Consider the following 21,746-nt stretch of genomic DNA (forward strand, 5'->3'; position numbering starts at 1 on the left):
CCCGTTTGTGAAATCCACCTGCCCGCCGCATCTACCTTTAGGGTCCTATTTCCTTCCCGCTGCTTTTATGGTTCGACTGCTACCCTTCAGCTTCCTGCTGCCCCTATCGCTGCCCGCCCTGGCTCAGCGAACCGATACTGTACGGCTACGGGATGTGCACGTCACAGACTCGGTTACCTCAGTCGTAACCTCCTGTCCGGTACAAATATTAGTTAGCCAATATCAATTCTCTCCCTTCCTCCCCCTCCAGGAGCAGCTCCGGCAGGTGGCCGGGGTGCAGGCCACGCCCTACTCGGGGGCCCCAGGGGTCCAGGTGGCGGTCCGGATTCGGGGGGCGGCCAGCCTGGGGATTGATGCGCAGCCGCTGTACGTGGTGGACGGGATGCCGGTGTTCCAAAACACGTTCCGGCCGAATGCCGGCAGCTCCATCATCACCCTGGTACCGGCCGAAGTACAGGAACTAGACAATAACCCACTGCTGAGTATTCCGACCGAGGATATTGCCCAGGTTGAAGTGCTGAAGGGAGGCTACGAAACCGCCCTCTACGGTTCCCAGGGGCTCAACGGCGTCATCCGCATTACCACCCGCCGGGGCCAGGCCGGTAAGCCGCGCCTGAGCTACAGCGGCTACGGCGGCGTGCAGCACGCCCGCACCCGCTACGACTTGCTCGATGCCCGCGAGTACGCCACCCTCCGCAACGAGGTAGCCCAGCGCTTCAATCAGCCCGCCCCTTATTCAGCCGCCCAGCTAGCCGACCTCGGCCGGGGCACCGACTGGCAGGACGAGGTGCTGCGCACGGCGGCCGTGCAGGAACACCACCTGGGCCTTTCGGGCGGCACGGCCACCACCCGCTACTACGCCGCCGCCGACTACCTGAACCAGGAGGGCGTGGTGCTGAACTCGCGCCTGCGCCGCTACGCCGTACGCACTGCCCTCAACCAGCAGATAGGCCAGCACCTGCGCCTGGAGGCCACCGGCGGCTTCAGTCAGACCGAGCAGCGAGTACCGAACTACAACGTGGTGCAGGAGGCCCTTTTCACCCCGCCCACCCAATCGCCGACCGACAACCCCAGACCCGGCTACTACGTGAACCCGCTGGACCGGGCCCGGCAGAGCTACCAGACGCCGGAGCAGCAGCGGCTGCTGGCGCAGTTGGGGGCCCACTACGAAGTGGCAACCGGCCTCACCGTGGATTTGCGCGCCAATCTGGAGCGGGCCACGCTGCGTAGCCGCTCTTACCGCGCGGCGTTCGGCCCCATCCCGGGCGGCCAGAACGGCGACCTGACCTTCACCTACCGTCAACTAACCCTGAACCCGGCCCTGCGCTACGCCCGCAGCTTCGGCGGAGCGCGGCACGCGGTAACGGCCAGTCTGGAAGCGTTGCGCCAGAGCCGCCAGACGACGACTGAGCAAAGCACCTACACCCCCGGCACTGCTGCCAACGTGCCCGGCGGCGGCGGTAGCAGCAGCAGGAGCGCGGGGGAGGCGGGAGCCAATTTCTACCAGCTCACGGCTGGCTACACGTTTGCGGAGCGCTACCAGGTGCTGGGCACGCTGCGCGCTGACGCCTCCAGCGCCTTCGCCCCGGACAACCGCTGGAGCTGGCTGCCGGGGGCGCAGGTGCGCTGGCACGCGGCCAAGGAGAACTTCTGGACCGCCGCGCCCGGCAAGCTGGACGTCTGGGTGGGCTGGGGCCGCACGTCGGGGGCCGGCAACTTTGGGCGGAATTCCTTTCTGATTCCGGTGCCCAACGGAGGTAACCTTAGTCAGACGGCACCCCTGTTCCTGCCCGACCCAAGCCAGCAGCTGGATGCGGGCCTAGAAGCCGGCCTGCTCAACAACCGCCTGACCGTAACGGCCCAGGCCTACGCGCGGCGCACCACTGTTTCGCCTTCTTTCTCAGGGTTTCCCTCTTCGCCGAGCACCACCGACAACGTTTACCTGCGCAATACCGGCCTGGAGCTGACGGTGCAGGGCAGCTGGCAGGCCGGCCAGTTGGCGGGCAGCAGCCAGCTGGCCGCCGCCGCCAACCGCAACCGGTTCGTAACGGGCAACGCCACCTCCTATAACCTGCCCTACCAACGCACCCTCGACGGCCAGTCCATAGCCACCTTCTACGGCTACCGCACGCGGCCCCTGGGGCCCACCGGCACTCTGGAGTACGAGGACACGAATGGCGACGGCCGGGTTGATTTCCAGGACCAGCAGCCCCTGGGCAGCGGCCTGCCCCGGCAGCTGCTCAGTTTCACGCAGCAGCTCACGCTGGGCCGCTTGGAAGCCCAATTGCAGGCCGATGGCATGTTCGGGTATCAGGTGAATAATACCGCGCTGCTCGAGTTGGATGCCCCACGCGGCGATGCCAACGCTTCCGGGCGGGTCCGCAACCGCTGGACGCCCACCAACCCGGCCACCGACGTACCGGTAGCCGGCAGCCGACTTCTAGGCGGCGGCGTCAACCCGGGGTTCAGCACCTACACGCTACAATCGGGCAACCACGTGCGGCTGTCGGCGGTTACGGTGAGCTACAAAGTGTGGGAACGAGACGCCCGGAACGTGCGCCTGTGGCTGGGCGGCCAAAACCTGCTGGTGCTCACTAAGTACCGCGGCTACGACCCCAACGTCAGTTCGGCCGGCTCCAACAATCAGCAGGCCGGCCTCGATGCCGGAGCCTACCCCACCGCCCGCACTGTGCTACTGGGCCTGCGGGCCACGCTGTAGGCGCGCCGGGCAGTCCCCTGAAGCTCAGCCGAAACTTCCGTTTCAGCGAGTTGGTTTGCCTCTATGCCGGCCCGCCCAGCTTTGTTTCCAGACCTTATCGGCCGCCAATAAGCTTGTAGCTTGCCGCTTCTCCCCTTCCCTACTATGATTCAGTTCGAAGAATTCACCCTTGATAACGGCCTGCGCTGCATTGTGCACGAAGACCACACCACCCCGCTGGCCGTGCTCAACGTACTCTACAACGTGGGCTCGCGCGACGAAACGCCCGACCAGACCGGCTTTGCCCACCTGTTCGAGCACCTGATGTTTTCGGGCTCGGTGAATATCCCCAGCTACGACGAGCCACTGCAGCTGGTGGGCGGCGAAAACAACGCCTTCACCTCGCCCGACATCACCAACTACTACCTCACGCTGCCCGCCGCCAACCTCGAAACCGGCTTCTGGCTCGAATCGGACCGGATGCTGAACCTGGCGTTTTCCGATAACGGCCTGGAGGTGCAGCGCAAGGTGGTGGTCGAGGAGTTCAAGCAGAACTACCTCAACAAGCCCTACGGCGACGTGTGGCTGAAACTGCGGCCCCTGGCCTACCAGCACCACCCCTACCAGTGGGCCACCATCGGCAAGGAAATCAGCCACATCGAAGACGCCACGATGGCGCAGGTGCGCGCCTTTTTCGCCAAGCACTACGCCCCCGCCAACGCCATTCTGGTAGTAGCCGGCGACGTAACCGTAGCCGAGGCCCGACGGCTGGCCGAAAAGTGGTTCGGCCCCATTGCCGGCGGCACCCGCTACGAGCGGCAGCTGCCCGCCGAGCCCCGCCAGGAGGAAGCGCGTTTTCTTGAAGTGAAGGCCGAAGTGCCGCTGTCGGCGCTTTATAAGGTGTACCACATGCCCGGCCGGGGCCAGGAGGGCTACTACCCCGCCGACTTGCTGTCTGATGTACTGGGCCGGGGCAAGTCGAGCCGGCTGTACCAGCGGCTGGTGAAGGAGCAGGAACTGTTCAACTCGCTTTCGGCCTCCGTGATGGGGTCCATGGAGCCGGGCCTGCTCGTTATCAGCGGCAAGCTCAACGCCAACATCACGCTTGAGCAGGCCGATATGGCGGTGGAGGCAGCAATAGCCGAGCTGCTAACCATTGAAGTGCCTGTCGAAGAGTTGGAAAAGGTAAAAAATCAGGCGGAGGTCAGCATCGTATTCGGCGAAATCGAGCTACTGAACCGGGCCATGAGCCTGGCGTTTAGCAAGCTGCTCGGCGACGCCAACCTGGTAAACGAGGAAAGCGCCCAGATTCAGGCCGTAACGCCGGCCCAGGTACAGGCCGCCGCCCGCGAGGTGTTGCGCCCCGAAAACTGCAGCACACTGTACTACCGCGCTACGCCCATTGCCGAGCCGGTGCTGGTAGAGGTAGCCGGTGAAGAAAACTAGCTTCCGGCTTTCTGAGAGACCAAAAAGCCCGCTCAGCAGTTGCTGAGCGGGCTTTTTGGTTGATCGGGTCAGGCAGGATCAGTACCGGGCAGCCGGTTACCAATCAGGCGGTTGTTACCAGCCGCTACCGCCGCTGCCCCAGCCATCGTCGGCTTTCTTGGCGGGTGCTTTTTTGGCAGGTGCAGCTTTCTTGGTGGCGGCGGCTGCACCACCGTTTTTCGTACCGGCGGCCGTAGCAGCCTGGGCCGAAGCGGGTTTGGCCGTAGGCATAGGTGCCGGAGCGGCAGCTATTGGCTCGGGCTCGGGTACCAGAATGGGGGCCGGGGCCGCTATAACGGGCGGCGCAATGTCGGCCGAACGCACCGAGCGGCGCACGTAAGGAGCCAGCGGACGGCCCCGGTAATCGGTAGTTACGCGGCGCGAGGGCGCGGCAGTAAAACCGGGCGCAATGTTGGCTCCGATAGGCTGCTCTCCATAGGCAGGACTATTGGCTGCTCCGGCAGCGCCAGTCGCTCCACCCCATTCGCTGCCAGCTGAAGCCGCAGCAACGGGCTCGGGAGCAGGAGTGGCCATTGCGGGGGCAGCCTTAGCCGCTTTAGCGGGGGTTACTTTGGCAGAAGCAGCTTTCTTCGGGGCCGGGGTTCCCCAGCCGTCGCCGGCGTCGCCCCAGCCATCCGACTTCTTCTGCGCTACGGCCGGCGCGGCCAGAAATATGCCGCCGAGCAGCAACAGCGGAACTAGTTGACGATTCGTCATGAAACAGATGCTAAACAGATTGTTAGCGCAAAGATACAGCGCCTTGCGCAGGTCCTAAACACTCTTCTCGCATTTCGGTGTCCTAAATATCGACAGATACCGAATCCAGTGTTCAGATTTTCCGGATAACGCGCACGTTGTCCGGAAGTTGCCTAACGTACCTGACTGGTCAATCGTTCCATATTTCTTCGTCCCGTGCAGTCGATTATGCTACTACAACCCACTATTGGCTGACTTCGCCCCGAAAACGCGGTGGTTTACCAACCAGCCGCCAGTGACTGAGCATCAGCGGGCTGGGCAATGGGGGCCGGCTGTGGCTGCTGTAGGGGGCGGCCATTGTAGTCGGTGCTGGCGGCCCGATAAGGCGACGTGCTCAGGCCCGGAGCCAGCATCACGCCCGAGGAGGCCATCATGGGGTCGGTGGAAGTTGTACGCACCGAGCGCGGCCGAAATGATTTACGACGGGCCACAGGGCGGCCGTTATAATCGGTGCTGGTACCACGATAGGGGGAGGAATTCATACCCGGGGCCACAAGTACTCCCGAAGAGTGCATTATGGCCTCGTCAGCGTCGTCGTCGATAGCGGCAACATTGGTCCCGGTGGGGGCAGCAGCAGAAGGCGAGGCGGGCCAGTCCCAGCCATCGGCGGCGGGTGCCATGCTCGTGTTAGCCGCGGGGGAAGTGGTTGTGGTCTGGGCATGCGCCAGGGGCGCACGGAGAAATGTAACGGCCGCTACGGCCGCGAAAAGGAGCTTTTTCATCGAAAAGAACATCAGCAGTGAGAAATGACTGGCGCGGAACGAAGGCGGACCTGAACCGGCCGACCGTGCATCTGGGCCCCTGTTAGCCAAGTGCCCCTGGCTGGCTGGCGGTTTTGCAGCAACCGTACCAACTCCGTCTGCACCACTCGTCAACCAGTTACCTTATATGCTTATTTAGCTGATAATCAGTGTATAATTTTTATCGTTGAAGCAACCCCGAATACACAATCGGCAATCAGGCTACCTTTGCCCCATGCTACAGGAAACCATTACCCGGGTGCGGGCGGAAATTGCGGCCGCCGACCTTTCCACGGCCGAACAGCTCGACCAGTTCCGCATTGCCTATACCGGCCGCAAAGGCCAGTTGGCCGATCTGTTCGACCAGCTTAAAACCGTGGAACCGGCCGACCGCCGGGCCGTGGGGCAGGAGCTCAACCAGCTCAAGCAGCTGGCCCAATCCCGTTTCGACGAGCGCCGCGAGCAGCTGGAAGCCAGCGCGGCCAATGCCCCCGCCGACCCCGCCTTCGACTATACGCTGCCCAGCGTGCCCCAGGCCCTGGGCACGCGCCACCCGCTGAGTTTGGTACGCGAAGAAATTGTGCGCATTCTGGCCCGCATTGGATTCAATGTGGCCGAGGGGCCCGAAATCGAGGATGACTGGCACAACTTCACGGCCCTTAACTTCCCCGAAAACCACCCCGCCCGCGATATGCAGGACACGTTTTTCGTGAAGAACGGGGGCTCGGAGCGGGCGGATTCGGACAAAGACGCCAAGGCGCCGGCCAGCTACCTGTTGCGTACCCACACCAGCCCGGTGCAGGTGCGAGTGATGCAGGCGCAGCAGCCGCCTATTCGCAGCATCATGCCCGGCCGGGTGTACCGCAACGAGGCCATTTCGGCCCGGGCCCACATGATGTTTCATCAAGTAGAGGCGCTGTTCATTGATGAGAACGTGAGCTTCGCCGACCTGAAGCAGACGGTGTACTACTTCGTGCAGGAACTTTTCGGCGACGACGTGCAGGTGCGCTTCCGGCCTTCCTTCTTCCCCTTCACCGAGCCCTCGGCCGAAATCGACATCACCTGCCTGATCTGCAAGGGCGCGGGCTGCAACATCTGCAAGGGCACGGGCTGGGTTGAAATCGGGGGCGCCGGCATGGTCGATCCGGCCGTGCTTGAGCAATCGGGCATCGACCCCGAGCGCTACTCGGGCTACGCCTGGGGCATGGGCATCGAGCGCATCACGATGCTCAAGTACCAGATCAAAGACCTGCGCCTGTTCACTGAAAACGATATGCGCTTTCTGCGGCAGTTCGAATCACTGACTTAAACTGCTTGCGCTGATTGATTTCCGCTGAACTGCTTCGCCTTCCTATCCTCGCCCTCCCGATGACTTCCTCCACTCCCACTACCACCACCAGCCAACCCATTACGATAGAAACTGTGGCCATTGTGGGAGCCGGCACGATGGGGCTGGGCATTGCGCAGGTATGCGTGCAGCATGGGCTACCCACCATCCTGTTCGATATCAACGCCGATATGCTGCCCAAGGCCCGGCAGGCCATTGCGGCGGGGCTGGGCAAGCTGGTGGAAAAGCAGAAGCTGAGTTCCGAAGAGCGCGACGCTGCGCTGGCGCGCCTCACGCTCACCGATCAACTGGCCGACGTGCGGGCCGATTTGCTGGTGGAGGCCGTCGTGGAGCGGCTCGATGTAAAGCAGCAATTGTTTCGGCAGCTGGCCGAGCAGAACCCGGAAACCAGCATTTTCGCCTCTAACACTTCCTCCCTGCCCATCACGCGGCTGGCGGCGGGCATTCCGTACCCCGAGCGGGTGGTGGGGATGCACTTCTTCAACCCGGCCCCCCTTATGAAGTTGGTAGAGGTTATCAGCGGCATAGCCACCGCGCCGGCCGTGGCCGATGCGGTGTTTGCGCTGGCCGGCCGGCTGGGCAAGCGCCCGGTGCGGGCCGCCGACGCGCCGGGCTTCATTGTGAACCGGGTAGCGCGGCATTATTACGTAGAAGGCCTGAAGCTGGTGGAGGAACAGGTTGCGCCCGTGGAGGTGATTGATGAGCTACTGGAGTCGGCCGGTTTCCGCATGGGTCCGTTCCGCCTGATGGACCTGATTGGGATAGATAGCAACTACTTGGTCACGTCGGCCATGTATGAGGCCTTTCACTTCGACGCCAAGTTCCGCCCCAGCCGGCTGCAACAGCAGAAAGTGGATGCTGGCCACCACGGGCGCAAATCGGGCCGCGGCTTTTATGAGTACCCGGCTGCCGGGGCAACTAAAAGCTAGGCGCCTACTCGTGCACTATCCGGGCTCCGGAAGCGTTGGCAAAACCAGAGGTTTACTTTTCCGCTTGCTGTATGGGTTTCATTCCAGCTTCTTCCCGTTTCGCCGGGGCCTTTTTGTTGGGCGCCACCGCGCTAGGTGTTGCGGCCTGCAACTCCGGCACCAACGCCCAGCCCCAGATTCCGCTGACCGTTGTAAATGAAGTTCTGTTCCTCACCGACCAGCAGAACAGTGCCCTGCGTTTCGATAACGGGGCCGTATATCACAAGGGCGGCCTGCGGGGCCTCATTGTGGTGCGCCAGAACGCCGGCACCTACTTGGCCTTCGACCGCACTTGCCCCTACCAGCCCCAAGACACCTGCGCCCGAGTGCGCATCGAGCCCTTTATCCGCATCTTTGATTCCTGTTGCCAGTCGCAATTTGGCTTTACGGGCCAGCCCCAGGGCGGCCCGGCCACCCTTCCGTTGCGCCGCTATAGCACGGCCCTTTCGGGCAATACCCTGACAATCACTAACTAGAAAAATAACCTGACATTTTTTGAAAGGCTGGTTTGGTGCTTCCCAAACTTTACCTTAATATTGCACCAGCAACGGCAAAAAATGCCGCCATAACCGCTTCCTTAGCTCAGTCGGTTAGAGCATCTGACTGTTAATCAGAGGGTCCCTGGTTCGAGCCCAGGAGGGAGCGCCAAGTATACGGGCCGCTTATCTACGGATAAGCGGCCCGCATTTGTTTTTAGCGGCTGCTACTATCAACCTTTTTCCAGCCGGAACAGTACACGCAGGGAAGATCCGAATAATCGGGAAATGACTATTTACTCTCCCCTTCCTGCCATGAACACGCTACGCTTTCCCCTCACTGCCGCCCTGCTGGTATTCCTGACTTTCTCGCTCAGCAGCTGCGACGCTATTGGCACTATCTTCAAAGCGGGTGCCTGGACGGGCCTGATTGGCGTATTTCTGCTCGTGCTGCTGCTCTGGTTTATCGTGCGCAAGATGCGCGGCTAGCCGCTAGGCAATAAATCAAACAGAAAGGCCACCCATAACCGGGTGGCCTTTCTGCTTTAGCAATAAATCAGCTATTTACTTAGTCTTCTTGTCGGGCATGGTGCCGATAATGTGGTCCCAGAGGGTGGTGCTTACGCCGAAAGCCACCTCATCCTGGCGGTAGTGGTGCATGGCGTGGTGGTGCCACCAAAACTTAAGGAAATTTTTTGGCGGGGCATATACGTGCAGCGAGTAGTGCACGAACAGATAGAGCGCGTAGCCGAACACAAAACCAGCCAGCACCCCAAACCCGGCGTTGCCAAGCGTGAAGCGGAAAATAAAGAACAGCAGCGAGGCCACGAACACCGTCAGGATGGGTGGCATGGCTAAGCGGGTCTTATCCTTAGGGAACTCGTGGTGCACGCCGTGCATGGTGTACTGAAACTTGGCGCGGGCGGGCGTACCAGTATCGAGGTGGTACACGTAGCGGTGCATCAGGTACTCGGCCAGCGTAAACAGCAGCCAGCCGCCCATAAATAGTCCGAAGGCCGACAGCCCACTAAGCAGGTCGCGGCTGAGGCTGTAGTATAGGCTCACGGCCGCCACCGAGAAGAAAATAGTAAGTGGGCCGGCAATATGGGTGTGCGTGAGCCGCTCCAGCGTGGGGTTTTTAAACAGGCGGGCGGAACCCTTGTGCTTGGGCTTGATGGCGTCGGGCGTTGTGACCGGCGTTACCAACGGGGCGTTAATTTCCGCGGTTTCGGGGGCAGTATTCATACCGGTAAGCAATGGTGGAAGCGCAAAAATACATAAACCCTGCGCAAAGGCGGGCGTCAGGTATCTAGGCAATAGTGGAATACCGCGCTATCAGCTGCCGGATGGCTTCGGACGAACAGGTAGGCGCGGTGCAGCGCAGCGGCGCACGGTCGTAGAACCGCTGCCGGGCGGCTAAGGTTTCACGTAGGCGTACTTCGAGCGCAGCCGCATCGGGCGCGGCAGCCAGTAGCGGACGATTTGCTGCCACGTGCAGCAGGCGGCGGACCAATTCGGGCACCGGCACGGCCAGGTAAAGCGTCAGGCCGGTTTCGAGCAGCACCTCCAGGTTGTGGTGGAAGCAGGGCGTGCCGCCGCCGGTAGCCAGCACCAGGGCCGGGTAGCGGGCCAGCACATCACGCAGCACATCGGCCTCGCGCTGGCGGAAGTACTCCTCCCCTTCCCGGGCGAATAATTCCGAGATGCTGCGCTGCTCCAACTGCACAATTTCCTCATCCAGATCAACGAATGGCACCCCATAGTTTTGGGCCAACGCCCGACCCAGCGTGCTTTTGCCTGCTCCCGGCATGCCAATCAGGTAAAGCTTCATGGGGTTGTTGGGTTGATGCGCGGATGCGTTGCTATACTTGAGCAGACAGGCTTACTGCCTTGCTTGTCCTTTAGTTCCGTCGCTCAATTACCCTAGCTTCACCCGCGGGTCGAGCAGGGCGTAGAAGATGTCGACCACGATATTGACTACAACGAACAGCGCGGCAATAAACACGGTGGCGCCCATCACCACCGGAAAATCGAGGTTTTCGACGGCCCGCAGCGTAACGGTGCCCAAGCCCTTCCAGTTGAAAATGTACTCGATGAAGAAGGCGCCCGCCATGAGCGAGGCCAGCCAGCCCGATACCGCCGTTACCACCGGATTCAGGGCATTTTTGAGGGCGTGGCCCATTACTACCCGGTACTCCGACAGCCCCTTTGCCCGCGCCGTGCGGATGTAGTCCTGGCTGAGCACGTCGAGCATGGACGAGCGGGTGAGCTGCACGATGATGGCCAACGGCCGCACGCCCAGCGCCAGCGCCGGCAGCAGCAGATTCTTGAGCACCAAATGGCGGCCCGTGAAAGGATCTGTTTCGTAGAGCTGGCCCGTGAGATTGAGGCCGGTGTAGCTGCTCCAATAGTAGCCAAACGTGATGGCCACCAGGATGCCGGCCACAAACGAGGGCACCGATATACCCAGAATGGAGGTTGAAACCAGGGTGCGGTCGAGCCAGCTGTGGGCCCGCAGGGCGGCTACCATGCCCAGCGCAATGCCCACCACCGTGGCCAGCAGCATGGCGGCCAGCGCCAGCCAGAGCGTACCGGTAAAGTGGTCGAGCAGAATGGCAAGCACCTCCTTGTTGCTCTGGAAGGAGCGGCGCAGGTAGGGCGCTTTCAGCACCAGCGCCCGCTCGCTGCCCACCGGCAGCAGCGCCCAGCCGCCGTAGCGGGCCACGCCGGCCGAGTCGCGCAAGTGCAGGCCCAGCGGCGACACATCGTTGAGGTAGCCCAGCAGCTGGCCCGGCAACGGCTGGTCGAGGCCCAGGTCGGCAGCAATGGCGGCACGGGTGGCCTTGTCGGAGCGTTGGCCGGCCAGCAGGGCCACCGGGTCGCCGGGCAGCACCTGAAACAGGATAAACACGGTGCAGGCCACGCCCGCCAGCACCAGCACCCCCTGCCACAACCGGCTGATGATAAATTGAATCATGCTTAGTGCTTGGTTGATAGTGCTTGGTGCTTAGCCCAGTACCAGCACCAAGCGCCATCGGCTAGGCACTAGGCACGAAGAACTAAGCACTAAAACCTACAGTTCCTCCTCCAGCTTACTGACCGCCGGAATATCGTGGTAGTGGTACTTGCTCAGCACCACGCCGTTCTGGAGCAGTATCAGGCCGGGGTTGGAGCGGATCATGGACTTGAGCACGGTGGCGTCGGCGAAATAGTAGGTGCCGGGCAGGTTCACATCGTGGCGGAAGGCGTCGAACTGCTGGGGGCTGCTGCTGGTGATGATGAGCGGCTGAATCTGGCTGCGCGACTTGGCCGCGGCTTCGAGCAGGCTGTTGATCTCCTTGAACCGGTCACGGTCGGCCTCCACTACGCCCTGCACGATGAGCAGCAGCTTGTTGCCGGTCAGCACTTCCTGGGTGTGGTCGGTGCCCTCGGCGTCGAAGATGGCGAAGTCGGTGATGATGGCGCGGCTGGCTTCGGGGTTGAGCACTTCCATGCTCTTGTACTGCCAGGTCGAGTCGGTGGGGTAGTCGGCGAAGGTCTTGCTTTCGCCGTTGCGCTCCATCACGTACTGGTAGCGCGCCTGCTCGCGGGGCTTCATCAGCTGGCCGATATCGTTGCCTACCTTGTAGGGCAGAAAGTCGAAATAGGGCAAATGGCCCAGCGCCCGCACCCCGATGCCAATGGCGACAGCCGAGGCAAACGTGATATACATCACGCCCAGCGTGCCGCGGGCAAACACCCGGCGCAGGTAGCGCTCATTGAAGAACACCACGGCCCACAGGCCCAGCAGCACCAGATCCTTGGCAAACGACTGCCAGGGCGTGAGCTTGATAAAGTCGCCGAAACAGCCGCAGTCGGTTACCTTGTTGAAGGCGGCCGAGTAGAAGGTAAGAAAGCCGAAGAACACGAGCAGCCCCAGCAGCACCCACAGCGTCTGGCGCAGCATCCAGCGCAGCAGCACGGCCACGCCCAGCACCACTTCCAGCGAGCTGAGGAAGATGCTCATAATGCGCGTATGGGGCACAAACAGCTTGAAAAACGAGCCGAAGTCGCGCGAGAAAACCTCGAAATACTCCTCCAGCTTGAGGGCCGTGCCCACCGGATCGTTGAGCTTGATGAGGCCCGAGAAGATAAATACCGCGCCCAGCAGCAGCCAGCAGATTCGGGTAAATTGTTTCATGGTAGGGTCGTGAAGGCTTCTACGCAAAGATGCGGCTTAGATTCGGTTTGCGTAGGGGCGCAGCTAAGCCCCGCCCCTACGTCGTTCAGTTGCCCCGGTCCATCTTAATCAGCACGAACACGGCGTAGTTGAGCATGTCGCGGTAGTTGGCCTCCACGCCTTCCGACACCTTGGTTTGGCCGCCCAGATCCTCGATTTGCTTGGTACGGTGCAGCTTCATGAGGATGATGTCGGTGATGCTCTCGATGCGCATCTGTCGCCAGGCCTCGCCGTAGTCGTGGTTTTTGGCAAACAGCAGCTGGCGGTTTTCCTCCACCTGCTCGTCGTAGGCGCGGCCCACGGCAACGGCTTCCAGGTCCAGCGGCGCATCGGTGGGCAGGCGCAGCTGCATCAGGGCAATCAGGCAGTAGTTGACGATGGCCACGAACTCGTCCTCCACGCCGTCGGCCACCAGCTGGGTGCCTTTCTCCTGGATGCTGCGGATGCGCTGGGCCTTGATGTAAAGCTGGTCGGTGATGCTGGGCAGCCGCAGAATGCGCCAGGCCGTGCCATAGTCGTGGGTTTTGGCCAGAAACAGCGTCCGGCACTGTGCAATTACCCGGTCGTATTGCTGCTGAGTTTGATTCTCCAAGTTTTTGCGGCTATTTTGTGGGGGTCCGGGTTGATTGGGGTATATCAGAACGGTGTCATGCGGAGCGGAGTCAACGCATCTCTACCGCTTCGTTGTAATGCTAGCCAAACGCCAGGATTTGCATTGCAGTAGAGATGCGTTGACTCCGCTCCGCATGACGGCCTGTTTAGCGCTACTTCGTCCCCTAAAAACCCCAATACCCATGCAAGATACGTGCTTTTCGCCGGCCCAAACCCTGCGCTGCCCCGGTGGGCGGGTGCTCGATTTGCGCCAGCCGCGGGTAATGGGCATCCTCAATCTCACGCCCGACTCGTTCTACGAAGGCAGCCGCGTGGCTTCCGAAACCGACCTGCTGCGCCGCGCCGAAACCATGCTGACGGCCGGGGCCGCCGTGCTCGATCTGGGCAGCTACTCGTCGCGCCCCGGAGCCGAGGATATTTCCATAGATGAGGAAAAGCGCCGCCTGCTGCCAGCCATAGAAGCCGTACGGCGCGAATTTCCCGAGGCCTTTTTGTCGGTCGACACGTTTCGGAGTGGGGTGGCCGTGGAGGCGGTAGCCGCCGGGGCCGACCTGCTCAACGACATCAGCGGCGGCACGCTCGATGCCGACATGCTGCCTACCGCCGGCCGCCTGGGCGTACCGTACATTCTGATGCACCTGCGCGGCACGCCCCAAACCATGACCCGGCACACCGATTACCAGGAAGACCTGCTGCTGGAGCTTATCCGCTATTTTCGCGACAAGCTGGCCGCGCTGCGCAGCCACGGCGTAACCGACGTGGTGCTCGACCCCGGCTTCGGGTTTGCTAAAACCCCGGCCCAAAGCCACGAGCTACTGCGGCGGCTACCCGAACTGAATTTGCTGAATCTGCCGCTGCTGGCGGGCCTTTCGCGCAAAAGCATGGTCTACAAGCCCCTGGGCCTGCAGCCCGAGGCGGCGCTGGCCGGCACTATTGCCCTCAACACCCTGGCCCTGCGCGGCGGGGCCCGGCTGCTGCGCGTCCACGACGTAGCCGAAGCCGTACAAACTATCCAACTCGTATCGAATACCTTTCCGCCCACCTCTTCCCCGATTTCCCCGTGATTGGCTCTTTCAGCATCGGCTTCCTGCGCATCGGCTGGATCGACGTCGTGGACGTACTGCTGGTCACGACCCTGTTCTACCAGCTCTATAAGCTGCTGACCGGCAGCGTGGCCCTGAAGGTATTTCTGGGCTTCATGTCGCTCTACCTGTTTTATCTGGTGGTGAAAGCCGCCGGTATGGAGCTGCTGACCAGCATTCTGGGCCAGTTTATGAGCGTGGGCGTGCTGGCGGGCATCATTCTGTTTCAGCAGGAAATCCGGCGCTTTCTGCTCAATGTGGGCAAGGCCACCAGTTTCGGCAGCCGGCTGCGCGTGTTTCCGTGGCGGCGCGAGGCCGGCACCGACCGCATGAACGTGACGCCCTTTATTGAGGCCGCCAAAAGCATGGCTGGCAAGGAAACCGGCGCCCTGATTGCCTTCAGCATGGCCTCCGACCTCAAGTTTTTTGCCGACTCGGGCGACTTGCTCGACTCGACTGTAAGCAAGCGGCTGCTGCTGAGCATTTTCAACAAAACCAGCCCCCTGCACGACGGCGCCGTTATCATTGCCAACGGCCGAATCAAGGCCGCCCGCTGCATTCTGCCGGTGAGTGAGAACCCCGATGTGCCCGCCTCCATGGGCCTGCGCCACCGCGCCGCCATCGGCCTGACGGAAGTAACCGACGCCGTGGTGCTGGTGGTCAGCGAGGAAACGGGCCAGATTTCGGTGGTGCGCGGCGGCGAAGTGTTCCGCAACCTGTCGGGCGCCGACCTGCGCGCCCGCCTCAACGAGTTCCTCTTCGACGCCGATGCCCGACCGGCGGCCACCGCAGCCGCTACTGCGGCCGACGTAGCCGCCTAGGCTGCCGGAGCTCACGCCGTTGGGTTCATGCTAGCAGTCGGGGCCGGCCACGGCGGCCCCGCTTTTCAGCCAGTTGTAAGCGGCCTCCACATCCACAAACGTGTCGATGAGCGGGCAGCTGACCTGGGCCAGCAGGTTGTGTACGTGGGTGCGGGCCAGCAGATTTTCGGGCAGCACCCAGGCCACGGCCACCACGCCGGCTTCGGCCACCTGCTGCATAAAGTCCTGGGCAAGCCAGCGCGTCAGCTCGCTCCAGCCATCTTTGTCGAGGGTGGCGTCGTTGAAAACCCGCGTGGCCCGCGTCAGCCGAATATTCTTCAGCACTTCCAGCGCGTAGCTTTTCGAGTCGGCCTCGTTATGGCGCCCCTGCCAGTGCAGATGCAGCCAGCTATTGGCCGCATCGTAGCTGCTAATCAGGTGGGGGCTTTCAAACAAAATTTTCATAGCAGAGCAGGCGGACAGAGGACAGATAATTCTCCTAAATATAGCACTTCATCTGCCCCACCAGAGCCAGCCGGCCAGAAAGCAGGCGGGCCCACCAACTGCCAGTTGGTGGGCCCGCCTGCTTTCTGGCCGGCTGAATAAAACCTGTGCTTACTTGATGACTTCCAACTCCTTGCCCACCGCAATAAAGGCGGCAATGGCCTTATCGAGCTGGGCGCGGGTGTGGGCCGCGCTCAGCTGCACCCGGATGCGGGCCTGGCCTTTAGGCACTACCGGGAAGTAGAAACCAATCACGTAGATGCCGTTTTCCAGCATTTTGGCGGCGAACTCCTGGCTCAGCTTGGCGTCGTAGAGCATGACGGGCACAATGGGGTGCTCGCCGGGCTTGATGTCGAAGCCGGCGGCCGTCATTTGCTCGCGGAAATACTTGGTGTTCTCTTCAAGCTGGTCGCGCAGCGCGGTGCTTTCGGTCAGCAGCTCCAGTACGCGCAGGCTGGCACCCACAATGGCCGGGGCCAGCGTGTTGCTGAACAGGTAGGGGCGGCTGCGCTGGCGCAGCATCTCGATGATTTCCTTGCGGCCCGTGGTGAAGCCGCCCATGGCCCCGCCCAGGGCCTTGCCCAGCGTGCCGGTAATAATATCCACGCGGCCCATTACGCCCCGCATTTCGTGGGCGCCGCGGCCGGTTTTGCCCAAAAAGCCGGTGCTGTGGCACTCGTCTACCATCACCAGGGCCTCGTACTTGTCGGCCAGGTCGCAGATTTTATCGAGCTGGGCGATGGTGCCGTCCATCGAGAACGAGCCGTCCGTGACGATGATGCGGTGGCGGCTGCCCTTGGCCACGGCGTCCTGGAGCTGCTTTTCCAGGTCGGCCATGTCGTTGTGGGCGTAGCGGTAGCGCTGGGCCTTACACAGGCGCACGCCATCAATAATAGAGGCGTGGTTGAGGGCGTCGGAAATGATGGCGTCCTGCTCGTTGAACAGGGGCTCGAACACGCCGCCGTTGGCATCGAAAGCCGCCGCGTACAGAATCGTGTCTTCGGTGCCCAGAAACTCGGCCAGCTTGGCTTCCAGCTGCTTATGAATATCCTGGGTGCCGCAGATGAAACGCACCGACGACAGGCCGTAGCCGTGCGAGTCGATGGTCTGCTTGGCAGCCTCAATCACGGCCGGATGCGACGAGAGGCCCAGGTAGTTGTTGGCGCAGAAGTTGAGCACGTCGTCGGCCTCGCGGGTATCAATCTCGGCGCCCTGGGGCGAGGTAATCACGCGCTCCTGCTTGTAAAGGCCGGCGTCTTTAATTTCCTGGAGCTGCTGCTGGAGGTCGGGTTGCAGGGTAGTATACATGCGGTGGGGTTGATGGAATGAGTAACTGGATGGATACGTGTAAAGGTACGGAAGGTGAGTGGGGTGAGTGGTAAACCGGCGGCCCTGCTTACCGTTACCGCGCCAAAAACTCCCGCACCCCGTTTCGGCCGCTATCCATAAGCTGCTGCTTCTGGTCAGTTGTTAACCGCTTGATTTTGGGGTTGAAGCCCACAGTACTGATACTGACGGTGCGGGGCCAGTCGGAGGAGTGAGTGGGGTTGAGGTTTTCGAGGGCCACCGTGTAGAGCGCCCCGATGTAGGAGCCCAAATCCTGGATAAGGTAGGGAGCTAGTCGGGGCCGGCCGCCGGGCTGCGTATCAAGGCCCACTTGCTCGGGCCGGTCGAGGCGCAGGCCCAGGGTTTCGGGGTTGCGAAAGGTGCCATCCGGGTTTGTGTCATCTAATCGTGTGTCATCCTTTTTTGACACATAATTAGATGACACAACAGAGGATGACACAGCAGCTTCCGACGCCCGCGGCGAACTGAGGTAGCGCGGGTGGTCGAACAAATCGAGCGGGTAGTTGGCCAGCAGGCCGCCATCAACCAGCACTTCTACGGCCTGGCCCGGGGCCGGGCGCGCCACCACCTGGCCGGTGGCGGCATCGAGCAGTACGGCCCGAAAGTAGAGCGGGATGCTCATGCTGATGCGCACGGCATCGGCCACGCGCAGGTTGGGGTGGGTTTCGTAGCTGAACACCTGAGCGCACTGGCGGGTAAGGTTGGTGCCGGTGGTGTACAGGTCGCGGTAGCGGGAGGGCTGCGCCACGGCCAGCGCGTGCAACTCGCCCAGCGTGAGGTTGGGGCGCTGGGTCTGGCGGGCCACCAGCCCGGCCAGCAACTCCGTAAAAGCGTCGCCACGGTACCAGCCGTACTGTTTCAGCAGCCGACGGCCACCCCCAAAAAAAATATACTGCCCATCATTGAGCCGTTGGATGGGCAGCTCGTTCACGATGCCGATAATAGCGGCCGGCGCGTAGCCCACGGCCAGCAGCGCCGCCTGAATGGCCCCGGCCGAGGTGCCGCCCACCCGGCGCAGTTCGCGCAGCTGACCCTGGCGCTCGAGCTCGGCCAGCGCCCCGCCGTAGGCAATGCCCCGGATGCCACCGCCCTCCATTACGAGGTTGCGGTACACGGGCGGCGGCGCCTGGGCCTGGGCGGCAGCCAGGTTGCCAACACCCGGCAGGGCAGAAAATAACACGAGTAGCAGCCCCAGCCGCCGCAGGTTCAGACGCATCATCCGGCCAAAATAAGGCACTGGAAGTAATTCGCCGCCAGCTTCTTTCGGTTACTCATCTACGGCTACCCCTTGGGCAAAGCCGCGCAGCAGCTCCCACAGCTCGGCGGGGGGGTGGGCCGCGAAACCGGGCGACTGGGCCAGGGGCAAAAAACCGGTGGCCTGCTTCAGCTCGGCGGGGCTGACCAGCGCGTAGCCCATGCGCCAGTCGGGAAAGGCACGGGCGGGTATCGGCTCGTAGCTGATGGTGCCTACCTCCGTGTGGCGCGAGTCCTGCCGAATCTGGTTGTAGAGCTTACTCAGGGCGGGCTCGGGGCCCTCAATAACCTGCAGAAACTGTCCTTCCACGTAAAGCAGCAGCCCGGTGAGGTGGTGTGCCTGGTTGTGGGTGCGGGCGTTGCGCAGCAATGCTTGCAGCGTAGCGGCCGTAAAGGGTGGCGTGGCCTGGCTCTGGTAAACCAGCCGAAACAGGGAGGTAGATGAAGGCATGGTTGGTAAAATTCAGTTTTTCAGCCGATAGTTCCAAAGCCGGAACGGGCCGCCGGCCGGGTCCGGGCCCGTAGTGGCGCAGCCGGCCGCCAAAGCCCCTATCTTTGCGGCACTTCCCACCCCGAAGCGTTTCGTTTCCCACCCGCTTTTTTTCTCCATGAGTATTCCTGCCAACTCCAGCGGCGACACCATTCTCGTTATCGGTGCCGGCGGCCAGCTGGGCCTAGAGCTTACGCACGAGCTGCGCCGCATTTATGGCGCTTCCAATGTAGTCGCCGCCGACGTACGCCAGCCCCAGGACGATGCCCTGACCCAGGCCGGCCCTTTCGAGCTGCTCGACGTGCTCGACCAGCCCCGCCTGACCGACGTGATGCGCCGCTACAAGCCCACCCAGGTGTATCACCTGGCCGCGCTGCTTTCGGCCACGGCCGAGCAGCAGCCCAAGTTTGGCTGGCGCCTGAACATGGACGGCCTGTTCAACGTGCTCGACGCGTCGGTGGAGCTGGGCGTGCGCCAGGTGTACTGGCCCAGCAGCATTGCCGTGTTCGGCCCCGACACGCCGCGCCAGAACACGCCCCAGCTCACCACCATGAACCCCAACACGGTGTACGGCATCAGCAAAATGGCCGGCGAGCAGTGGGGCGAGTGGTATTTCCGCAAGCACGGCCTCGATATCCGCAGCCTGCGCTACCCCGGCCTGATTGGCTACAAGAGCCTGCCCGGCGGCGGCACCACCGATTACGCCGTGGATATTTACCACAAGGCCGTGGCCGGCGAGGCGTTCGAGTGCTTCCTCAAGGAAGACACCTACCTGCCCATGATGTACATGCCCGACGCGCTGAAAGCCACGCTCGACCTCATGCACGCCCCCGCCGACCGCCTGCAGGTGCGCAGCTCCTACAACCTGGGCGCCATGAGCTTCAGCCCCACCGAAATCGTGGCCAGCATCCGGCGCCACTACCCCGATTTTGAGGTGAGCTACCGCCCCGACCAGCGCCAGGCCATTGCCGACTCCTGGCCCGCCAGCATCGACGACACCCAGGCCCGCCTCGACTGGAACTGGCAGCCCCAATTCGACCTCGACAAGATGACCGACGACATGCTGCTGCATTTGAAGCAGCTGCAGCCGGCCGGTTTGTAGCCCGGGTCCGCCCCGGCTCCCGCAACAGCAGCGCCCCGTCTTTTTGGCGGGGCGTTTTTTTGCGCCCCTGGCCCAACCCACTGCCAAAGCCTCCGTTCTGAAGGCAGAAGAGGTAACCAGCTACTCTTTTACCCTGCTGAAACCATGATTGTCAACTACGTTCCGACCGGCTGGCAGATTATCTACCAGCAGGCCCACGCCCTGCTGGCGGCCCAGCTGCTGCACCAGTGGCCCGCCGACCTGCTGCCGCCCGACCAGTGGGTGGGCCTGCTGGCCGCCGCCGCCCAGCACGACGACGAGCAGCCCCACTGGAGTGGCCACTACGGCCTGACGCCCGCCGGCGCGCCCGCCAACTTCACCATGCAGCCCTTTTCGCTGGAGCAGGCCACCGGCGTGCTACGGGCCGCCCGCTTCCAGGGCCGCTGGCGCAGTCTGCTCACCAGCCTGCACCTGAGCACCCTGTACGAGGAGCTACGCGGCCAGAAAAAGGAAATCGATGCGTTTCTCGATGAGCAGCGACAAAACCAGCAGACGTGGCGGCGCGAGCTGAAAATAAAAAAGGCCGAAACCGACCGCGCCTACGCCCTGCTGCACTGGTGCGACCGGCTGAGCCTGATTCTATGCCGCCACGAAATCCCGGAAATGGGCCGGGCGCTTGAAATCTACCAGGGGCCCAACGGCCAGACCCACGCGGTGCACCGCGCTACGGTCGAAGCCCCACTTACCGTCAGCCCCTGGCCGTTCCGCGACAAGCAGTTTGAGGTAAGTGTGGAAGCTACCATGCTCGGGCAGTTGCAATTCAAGAACGACGCAGAATTGTCGGCAGCCCTTGCTTCCGCTTCCGTCACGACGTTGCGCTGGCTGTTTAAGAACGAATAGGCGCAGCAGTCCGGAAAATTAAAAACGCGTCATACCGCACCGCCGAAGCATTTCTAAGGCAGTAGAAATGCTTCGGCGGCGCGGTATGACGCGTTTTCGAGGAGCAACGATCTTTCTTGCTCTTCCCTTACCTTATAGCTTCTCTACCGGGCGCGGGTTCTGCATAAGATCGGCGGGTACGGTGGCCGAGGCCGAAACGTGGCCCAGGCCCCGGCCATCCTTGCCATCGGAGCGGTCGGTGGCCAGCATAATGGAGCCGTACTGCTGGTAGGCCGTCCAGTGGCGGCGGAAGGAGGGCTGCGCGTCGGTGGCTTTGGGAAAGTAGGCCCACTCCTCCACCAGCTTGGTCTGGGGGTTGATGAGCACCTCGTACTTGTTGTCGGGCGTGACGCCCACGTTCTTAAACGTCATGTTGAGCACCTCGGCGGGCTGGCCGCTCATGAGCTGGCCGGGGCCCTTGTATGTGAGCGTCACGCCCGAATCCTTGAGCTTGAAGGGCATCAGCAGCCACCACGAGTTGTTCACCCAAACCGGGTACATGCGGCTCAGCAGCTTCTGGCCCTCGGGCGAGGCCGAAATATCCTGGCCAGCGCGGTACACCTGGCCTTGTTTGGTGCCGAGATTATAGAGGGCTACGAGGTCATCTTTCTGCCAGCGGAAGTCGCCGGTTTGCTTGTCCCAGAGCTGGTACGAGCCGTCGAGGAAGTCCCAGCCCAGCAGGCGGGTTTGCTGCCAGGCCGCATAGCCGCCCATTTTCTCCATCACCTGGTCGGCCAGGGCCAGGGCGCGGGCGTCGGAGCCGGCCATGTCGAACCCATCGGCGGCCGGGTAGGCGCCGTTGGCCATGGCTGCCGCGGGCAGGGGCGAGCCGGATTTGGCCGTTGTGGCAGTGCCCGATTGCGACTGGCAAGCCGCCAGCGAGCCCAGGGCCAGCAGTAGCGAGAAGGAGGTTGTACGCATGATTATCAGATTTTAGCAGAAGAATA

22 protein-coding genes and 1 tRNA gene are annotated in these 21,746 nt (G+C 62.3%); 11 read left to right on the plus strand and 12 right to left on the minus strand.

Annotation, left to right across the window (positions count from 1 at the left end; translation table 11 throughout):
• Positions 1-67: 67 nt before the first annotated feature.
• Entirely contained in the window at positions 68-2,719 is a 2,652-nt protein-coding gene (locus BLW21_RS10110; protein ID WP_092739616.1) for a SusC/RagA family TonB-linked outer membrane protein, read from the plus strand.
• A 144-nt stretch (positions 2,720-2,863) separates the two neighbouring features.
• A complete protein-coding gene (locus tag BLW21_RS10115) occupies positions 2,864-4,144 on the plus strand; it encodes a M16 family metallopeptidase (protein WP_092739618.1) in 1,281 nt (426 codons plus the stop codon).
• 114 nt (positions 4,145-4,258) lie between these two features.
• On the opposite strand, the gene BLW21_RS10120 is transcribed toward BLW21_RS10115, so the two are convergent.
• Together BLW21_RS10120 and BLW21_RS10125 are read right to left on the minus strand one after the other, a co-directional pair.
• Entirely contained in the window at positions 4,259-4,900 is a 642-nt protein-coding gene (locus BLW21_RS10120; RefSeq protein WP_139255162.1) for a hypothetical protein, read from the minus strand.
• Positions 4,901-5,157: 257 nt separating this feature from the next.
• On the minus strand, positions 5,158-5,661 hold the full coding sequence (locus BLW21_RS10125; RefSeq protein WP_139255163.1) for a hypothetical protein: 504 nt from the start codon (positions 5,659-5,661) through the stop codon (positions 5,158-5,160).
• Between the two features lie 253 nt (positions 5,662-5,914).
• Between BLW21_RS10125 and pheS the strand changes: the two genes are divergently transcribed.
• From pheS to BLW21_RS21515, 5 genes are all read left to right on the plus strand, one after another.
• On the plus strand, positions 5,915-6,988 hold the full coding sequence (gene pheS / locus BLW21_RS10130; RefSeq protein ID WP_092739624.1) for a phenylalanine--tRNA ligase subunit alpha: 1,074 nt from the start codon (positions 5,915-5,917) through the stop codon (positions 6,986-6,988).
• 59 nt (positions 6,989-7,047) lie between these two features.
• The gene (locus BLW21_RS10135) at positions 7,048-7,956 is read left to right on the plus strand and encodes a 3-hydroxyacyl-CoA dehydrogenase NAD-binding domain-containing protein (RefSeq protein WP_092739626.1); all 909 of its coding nucleotides are present in this window, start codon (positions 7,048-7,050) and stop codon (positions 7,954-7,956) included.
• Positions 7,957-8,027: 71 nt separating this feature from the next.
• Positions 8,028-8,471 carry a Rieske (2Fe-2S) protein gene (locus BLW21_RS10140; protein WP_092739628.1) on the plus strand — a complete coding sequence of 148 codons (444 nt, stop codon included), beginning with the start codon at positions 8,028-8,030 and terminating at the stop codon, positions 8,469-8,471.
• A 95-nt stretch (positions 8,472-8,566) separates the two neighbouring features.
• Positions 8,567-8,643: transfer RNA gene (locus tag BLW21_RS10145), tRNA-Asn, on the plus strand.
• Positions 8,644-8,786: 143 nt separating this feature from the next.
• Positions 8,787-8,960 carry a hypothetical protein gene (locus tag BLW21_RS21515; RefSeq protein ID WP_175470924.1) on the plus strand — a complete coding sequence of 58 codons (174 nt, stop codon included), beginning with the start codon at positions 8,787-8,789 and terminating at the stop codon, positions 8,958-8,960.
• Between the two features lie 75 nt (positions 8,961-9,035).
• On the opposite strand, the gene BLW21_RS10150 is transcribed toward BLW21_RS21515, so the two are convergent.
• The 5 genes from BLW21_RS10150 to BLW21_RS10170 all read right to left on the minus strand — a co-directional run bounded on the left by BLW21_RS10150 (position 9,036) and on the right by BLW21_RS10170 (position 13,282).
• Complete coding sequence (locus BLW21_RS10150) at positions 9,036-9,716, minus strand: sterol desaturase family protein (RefSeq protein WP_092739630.1); 681 nt, start codon at positions 9,714-9,716, stop codon at positions 9,036-9,038.
• 64 nt (positions 9,717-9,780) lie between these two features.
• Positions 9,781-10,302, minus strand: coding sequence for a shikimate kinase (locus BLW21_RS10155; protein ID WP_092739632.1), 522 nt, complete (start codon positions 10,300-10,302; stop codon positions 9,781-9,783).
• 87 nt (positions 10,303-10,389) lie between these two features.
• Positions 10,390-11,448, minus strand: a complete 1,059-nt coding sequence (locus BLW21_RS10160) for an ABC transporter permease (RefSeq protein ID WP_175470925.1) — start codon at positions 11,446-11,448, stop codon at positions 10,390-10,392.
• A 96-nt stretch (positions 11,449-11,544) separates the two neighbouring features.
• Positions 11,545-12,651 carry a BT_3928 family protein gene (locus tag BLW21_RS10165; RefSeq protein ID WP_092739634.1) on the minus strand — a complete coding sequence of 369 codons (1,107 nt, stop codon included), beginning with the start codon at positions 12,649-12,651 and terminating at the stop codon, positions 11,545-11,547.
• A gap of 85 nt (positions 12,652-12,736) precedes the next feature.
• Positions 12,737-13,282: a DUF1599 domain-containing protein gene (locus tag BLW21_RS10170; protein ID WP_092739636.1), complete on the minus strand. Its 546-nt coding sequence runs from the start codon at positions 13,280-13,282 to the stop codon at positions 12,737-12,739.
• 202 nt (positions 13,283-13,484) lie between these two features.
• Between BLW21_RS10170 and folP the strand changes: the two genes are divergently transcribed.
• Together folP and cdaA are read left to right on the plus strand one after the other, a co-directional pair.
• Positions 13,485-14,366, plus strand: coding sequence for a dihydropteroate synthase (gene folP, locus BLW21_RS10175; RefSeq protein ID WP_092739638.1), 882 nt, complete (start codon positions 13,485-13,487; stop codon positions 14,364-14,366).
• The gene (gene cdaA / locus BLW21_RS10180; protein WP_092739640.1) at positions 14,363-15,205 is read left to right on the plus strand and encodes a diadenylate cyclase CdaA; all 843 of its coding nucleotides are present in this window, start codon (positions 14,363-14,365) and stop codon (positions 15,203-15,205) included. Before folP ends, cdaA begins: the two co-directional genes overlap by 4 nt.
• Positions 15,206-15,235: 30 nt before the next feature.
• On the opposite strand, the gene BLW21_RS10185 is transcribed toward cdaA, so the two are convergent.
• The 4 genes from BLW21_RS10185 to BLW21_RS10200 all read right to left on the minus strand — a co-directional run bounded on the left by BLW21_RS10185 (position 15,236) and on the right by BLW21_RS10200 (position 18,740).
• Positions 15,236-15,649 (minus strand): hypothetical protein, encoded by a 414-nt coding sequence (locus BLW21_RS10185; RefSeq protein WP_092739642.1) that lies wholly within the window; start codon positions 15,647-15,649, stop codon positions 15,236-15,238.
• 150 nt (positions 15,650-15,799) lie between these two features.
• Positions 15,800-16,996 (minus strand): glycine C-acetyltransferase, encoded by a 1,197-nt coding sequence (kbl, locus tag BLW21_RS10190; protein ID WP_092739644.1) that lies wholly within the window; start codon positions 16,994-16,996, stop codon positions 15,800-15,802.
• Between the two features lie 94 nt (positions 16,997-17,090).
• Positions 17,091-18,254, minus strand: coding sequence for a patatin-like phospholipase family protein (locus BLW21_RS10195; RefSeq protein ID WP_092739646.1), 1,164 nt, complete (start codon positions 18,252-18,254; stop codon positions 17,091-17,093).
• 48 nt (positions 18,255-18,302) lie between these two features.
• Positions 18,303-18,740, minus strand: a complete 438-nt coding sequence (locus tag BLW21_RS10200; protein WP_092739648.1) for a BLUF domain-containing protein — start codon at positions 18,738-18,740, stop codon at positions 18,303-18,305.
• Between the two features lie 157 nt (positions 18,741-18,897).
• On the opposite strand from BLW21_RS10200, the gene BLW21_RS10205 reads away from it, so the two are divergent.
• The gene (locus BLW21_RS10205) at positions 18,898-19,881 is read left to right on the plus strand and encodes an NAD-dependent epimerase/dehydratase family protein (RefSeq protein ID WP_092739650.1); all 984 of its coding nucleotides are present in this window, start codon (positions 18,898-18,900) and stop codon (positions 19,879-19,881) included.
• Between the two features lie 144 nt (positions 19,882-20,025).
• Positions 20,026-20,760, plus strand: coding sequence for a DUF3891 family protein (locus tag BLW21_RS10210; RefSeq protein ID WP_092739652.1), 735 nt, complete (start codon positions 20,026-20,028; stop codon positions 20,758-20,760).
• A gap of 132 nt (positions 20,761-20,892) precedes the next feature.
• Here BLW21_RS10210 and BLW21_RS10215 read toward each other — a convergent pair whose 3' ends face one another.
• Positions 20,893-21,720: a hypothetical protein gene (locus BLW21_RS10215; RefSeq protein ID WP_092739654.1), complete on the minus strand. Its 828-nt coding sequence runs from the start codon at positions 21,718-21,720 to the stop codon at positions 20,893-20,895.
• Between the last annotated feature and the right edge of the window lie 26 nt (positions 21,721-21,746).

Source organism: Hymenobacter psychrophilus, from assembly GCF_900107135.1.
GTDB classification, from domain to species: Bacteria; Bacteroidota; Bacteroidia; order Cytophagales; family Hymenobacteraceae; genus Hymenobacter; species Hymenobacter psychrophilus.

What these genes read in the sequence shown, in the direction of transcription:
- BLW21_RS10110 (WP_092739616.1), top strand. Translation starts at nt 68, where the DNA reads ATGGTTCGACTGCTACCCTTCAGCTTCCTGCTGCCCCTATCGCTGCCC.
- BLW21_RS10115 (WP_092739618.1), top strand. Translation starts at nt 2,864, where the DNA reads ATGATTCAGTTCGAAGAATTCACCCTTGATAACGGCCTGCGCTGCATT.
- BLW21_RS10120 (WP_139255162.1), bottom strand. Translation starts at nt 4,900, where the DNA reads ATGACGAATCGTCAACTAGTTCCGCTGTTGCTGCTCGGCGGCATATTT.
- BLW21_RS10125 (WP_139255163.1), bottom strand. Translation starts at nt 5,661, where the DNA reads ATGAAAAAGCTCCTTTTCGCGGCCGTAGCGGCCGTTACATTTCTCCGT.
- pheS (WP_092739624.1), top strand. Translation starts at nt 5,915, where the DNA reads ATGCTACAGGAAACCATTACCCGGGTGCGGGCGGAAATTGCGGCCGCC.
- BLW21_RS10135 (WP_092739626.1), top strand. Translation starts at nt 7,048, where the DNA reads ATGACTTCCTCCACTCCCACTACCACCACCAGCCAACCCATTACGATA.
- BLW21_RS10140 (WP_092739628.1), top strand. Translation starts at nt 8,028, where the DNA reads ATGGGTTTCATTCCAGCTTCTTCCCGTTTCGCCGGGGCCTTTTTGTTG.
- BLW21_RS21515 (WP_175470924.1), top strand. Translation starts at nt 8,787, where the DNA reads ATGAACACGCTACGCTTTCCCCTCACTGCCGCCCTGCTGGTATTCCTG.
- BLW21_RS10150 (WP_092739630.1), bottom strand. Translation starts at nt 9,716, where the DNA reads ATGAATACTGCCCCCGAAACCGCGGAAATTAACGCCCCGTTGGTAACG.
- BLW21_RS10155 (WP_092739632.1), bottom strand. Translation starts at nt 10,302, where the DNA reads ATGAAGCTTTACCTGATTGGCATGCCGGGAGCAGGCAAAAGCACGCTG.
- BLW21_RS10160 (WP_175470925.1), bottom strand. Translation starts at nt 11,448, where the DNA reads ATGATTCAATTTATCATCAGCCGGTTGTGGCAGGGGGTGCTGGTGCTG.
- BLW21_RS10165 (WP_092739634.1), bottom strand. Translation starts at nt 12,651, where the DNA reads ATGAAACAATTTACCCGAATCTGCTGGCTGCTGCTGGGCGCGGTATTT.
- folP (WP_092739638.1), top strand. Translation starts at nt 13,485, where the DNA reads ATGCAAGATACGTGCTTTTCGCCGGCCCAAACCCTGCGCTGCCCCGGT.
- BLW21_RS10185 (WP_092739642.1), bottom strand. Translation starts at nt 15,649, where the DNA reads ATGAAAATTTTGTTTGAAAGCCCCCACCTGATTAGCAGCTACGATGCG.
- kbl (WP_092739644.1), bottom strand. Translation starts at nt 16,996, where the DNA reads ATGTATACTACCCTGCAACCCGACCTCCAGCAGCAGCTCCAGGAAATT.
- BLW21_RS10195 (WP_092739646.1), bottom strand. Translation starts at nt 18,254, where the DNA reads ATGATGCGTCTGAACCTGCGGCGGCTGGGGCTGCTACTCGTGTTATTT.
- BLW21_RS10200 (WP_092739648.1), bottom strand. Translation starts at nt 18,740, where the DNA reads ATGCCTTCATCTACCTCCCTGTTTCGGCTGGTTTACCAGAGCCAGGCC.
- BLW21_RS10205 (WP_092739650.1), top strand. Translation starts at nt 18,898, where the DNA reads ATGAGTATTCCTGCCAACTCCAGCGGCGACACCATTCTCGTTATCGGT.
- BLW21_RS10210 (WP_092739652.1), top strand. Translation starts at nt 20,026, where the DNA reads ATGATTGTCAACTACGTTCCGACCGGCTGGCAGATTATCTACCAGCAG.
- BLW21_RS10215 (WP_092739654.1), bottom strand. Translation starts at nt 21,720, where the DNA reads ATGCGTACAACCTCCTTCTCGCTACTGCTGGCCCTGGGCTCGCTGGCG.